Below are 3,069 nucleotides of genomic sequence, written 5' to 3'. Positions count from 1 at the left end.
TTGGTTTTAGTTTTTTTATTGCAAAAAACAGCTTCCAAATTGGAACAATTGAGCAGTTGATTTTTTCGGCGGCTAAAAACTCGGCAAACTGGCTCTTTTCAGGCAAGAACACGAAAGGTTCAAATTTTGAAAGGTCAATATTTTTCAACAGTAGAAGCAGGCTCTTCTGCCCGCCTCCGGCAATTACGATTGGATAATCTAGGTATAGAATCTTAGATTTTTTTTGCATAAACCTTTATCCTGTTCTGTTTGCGCAGTAATCTGGAACATGCATAGAGCAAGGCGGGAATCACGTAAAAAATCATTTTGTTAATACCCTGTTTTTTCCTGACTGTTTCGCTTATATACAGTTTATACGGGATCATGACTTTCCTGACATCAAGGACTTCAAAACTGCCGGCCTTTAATAACTGCCTTAGCGAATGTTCAGTAAAACCGTTTCTGTGACCTCCCGGATGACTGTGAAAAGACTGCCTTAGAAACTGGCTCCATTTTCCCAGAGAAAATACGTGTATAACAGCAGCTAACTTTCTTATAAGGCTGTTATCATCGGGAACTTCAATAACCAGCAAACCGTTTTTCTTGAGATATTCCGCGCCCTTCAAAAAAGCATCCTTCGGGTCTAAAAGATGTTCCAGCACATCAAACAATGTTATTATGTCAAAACTTTCTTTTTCTAAATTTACATCACTGATAAGCGAAGTCAGGATATTCAATTTCTCCTTGCTGCACACATAATCAGCAGTTTCTTTGTTGACCTCAATTCCTGTAACCTCATACCCGATTTTTACTGCTTCTGAAATAAGGTAAGCAAAACCGCTTCCAATATCAAGCCATCTTTTGCCTGTTATATTGTTTTTGTCCGCGCATTTTTTTATAAGAAGCGCCTCTTTTCCTGAACCCGCCCTCAGCAATTGCTCATTATCGATAAAAAATCCCTTAGCCCAGTAATAATTCCTGCCGCTGAGTATTTTTTCATCAAACACTTCTTCTACCCAGGAAAACCTGCAGTTTAAACATTTTCTTATGTGGTAGTCTCCCAAGTCAAATAGAACCCTGCCATCATTGCCGCAAATATTGCATTTAATTATGCTGTTCATTTATCCATCCTATAAGCTCCCGTGTTACTTTTTCAGGTGTAAACTTTTCCTTGAATAATTTATAAGCATTTTTGGCTATTTTTTCACAAAGCTGCGGATTTCCATTTAATTCCAAAATTTTTTCAGCAAGTGAACCGGGGTTGGCCGGTTCACAGAACATTACGCTTTCCTTATCTATGAAGATTTCTTGCGTAGCAGGAGTTCTTGCTGTAATTAAAGGTTTGCATAACGCAATTGCCTGGAAAACTTTATTCGGGATTACATTAACTGCTTTTGAAGAATCGCCGAATATACCCAGGCAAATGTCAGCTTCGGCTATTTTGTTGACAAGTTGTTTTTCGTCAATATAATCTAAAAAAGCAACATTCCCTGTATTAAGTTGCTCAGTTAATTGCACTATATCATGATAGGTTTGCCCTTTTCCAATAAATTCAAATATTATTTCTTTTTCCTGCTCCAGCATTTTTGCCGCACGCACTATATGTTCTATGCCGTGCAACGGAATGTAATTACCCCAAAATAATACTTTAAACTTGCCATTTACAGAACCTGCCTGAGGATGGAATACTTTGTCATCTGAACCTGCAAATACTCTCATATAGCCTGACGGCTTATTGTATATATTTTTGCAGAAATAATTTATTTGGGCATTCGTGTCAAGCAGGATCAAATCAGCCAGTCTGCAGCCTATCTTTTCAACAAACAGCAGTTTCCAGGCCTCATAGGAGCCTGGGTTCGTTGTGAGCCTGTCAAAAACTTCCGTCTGAAACATTGAAAAATACGCATCAAGAATAACCGGTTTATTCCAGATAATGCCGATGAACTTTGCCAGCGGCGTTATTATATAACCAGTTTCACCGATTATTATAGCGCTTGGTTTTTTTTCAGCAAGAAATAGCCATTTAAAAAAAAGCTTTAAATACACCCACAAAACATGGCTGTATGAAGTATGGCAATAGACAACCTCAATACTATTTCTTTTCAGGCCTTCTATAATTACTCTGTTTCTTAAACAATTTTTATCAAAAGTGCCAAAATAACAGATCTTCATATATTTGCCTTTGTACAAACGTACATGTCGTCTTCAATATTCATTCCGTACTTTTTCAATATTTCACTTCCTAAATCCCTGATATAGGTGTCAATTTTTACATTGAACCCTGCTTTTTCAAGCCTTTCTTTATAATCCTTGCCATAAATCCTTATATGCCCCGGCATCCCGAACTTTTCTGTTTGTTTTTTTGGATCCGTCAAATCTGTCTCTTCCAAAGTTATTTCCAAACCCGCGCCGATAGGCGCCAAAATAATCGCCCAGCCTCCCGGCTTCAATACCCTGAAAAGTTCTTTCATAGCTTTCAAGTCATCAATGACATGTTCCAGTACATGGACGCATAAAATTACATCAAAGTAATTATCTGCGTATTTAATATCCGTGATATCCATCTTTATCGGGACTTCTGAAGATTTTAAGTCCGCGCCGACATAAACTATGGTAGGAAACGCTTCCAAATTATTCCTTATAATTTTTTCCGGGCCTACGGGAGCAACATGCAGGACTTTTAAATTATCTGCTAAAATATTCGTCTTATTTTTAAGATACAGCCATAAAGAACGCTGTCTTTCCAATGATTCGCATTTTGGACAACGGACATCATCCCTGTTATTCATGGGCAAAAATCTGCGGAAATTCCCCCCGCAACAGGGGCAAGTAACTTTATTTCCGAAAAACAAAAGTGACCTTATTATTGATTTATAGCTATTTTGCATAACTTTTTTACTTAACCTTTTTTATTACAAAAACAGTTGAAAGCCCGAATAAATTCGGGAATATTTTCCATAGTAAAGGAAAACCATCATAGACATAGTACTTTTCAACATAAAATCCAAGCTCTTTAACCCAATGTTTAAAATCAACTATACTCCAGTACCGCAGGTGTTCCGATGGATGGATAGTCCATTGGGCAGGGAA

Annotated in this window: 5 protein-coding genes; all 5 read right to left on the bottom strand. The window is 37.6% G+C overall.

The window, feature by feature from the left end:
* Positions 1–229, bottom strand: a 229-nt coding sequence (locus tag KKH91_03300; protein ID MBU0951840.1) for a hypothetical protein, incomplete at its 3' end; no start/stop codon positions are given.
* On the bottom strand, positions 213–1,100 hold the full coding sequence (locus KKH91_03295; GenBank protein MBU0951839.1) for a class I SAM-dependent methyltransferase: 888 nt from the start codon (positions 1,098–1,100) through the stop codon (positions 213–215). The genes KKH91_03300 and KKH91_03295, both read right to left, overlap by 17 nt.
* Positions 1,084–2,151 (bottom strand): glycosyltransferase, encoded by a 1,068-nt coding sequence (locus KKH91_03290; protein MBU0951838.1) that lies wholly within the window; start codon positions 2,149–2,151, stop codon positions 1,084–1,086. The genes KKH91_03295 and KKH91_03290 overlap by 17 nt, the downstream gene beginning before the upstream one ends.
* The gene (locus tag KKH91_03285) at positions 2,148–2,867 is read right to left on the bottom strand and encodes a methyltransferase domain-containing protein (protein MBU0951837.1); all 720 of its coding nucleotides are present in this window, start codon (positions 2,865–2,867) and stop codon (positions 2,148–2,150) included. The genes KKH91_03290 and KKH91_03285 overlap by 4 nt, the downstream gene beginning before the upstream one ends.
* Positions 2,868–2,874: 7 nt before the next feature.
* Positions 2,875–3,069: hypothetical protein (locus KKH91_03280; GenBank protein MBU0951836.1), on the bottom strand; the 195-nt coding region annotated here is incomplete at its 5' end.

This window comes from Elusimicrobiota bacterium, from assembly GCA_018816525.1.
Lineage (GTDB): Bacteria > Elusimicrobiota > Endomicrobiia > CG1-02-37-114 > XYA2-FULL-39-19 > OXYB2-FULL-48-7.
This window is presented reverse-complemented; position numbering and strand designations above follow the sequence as displayed.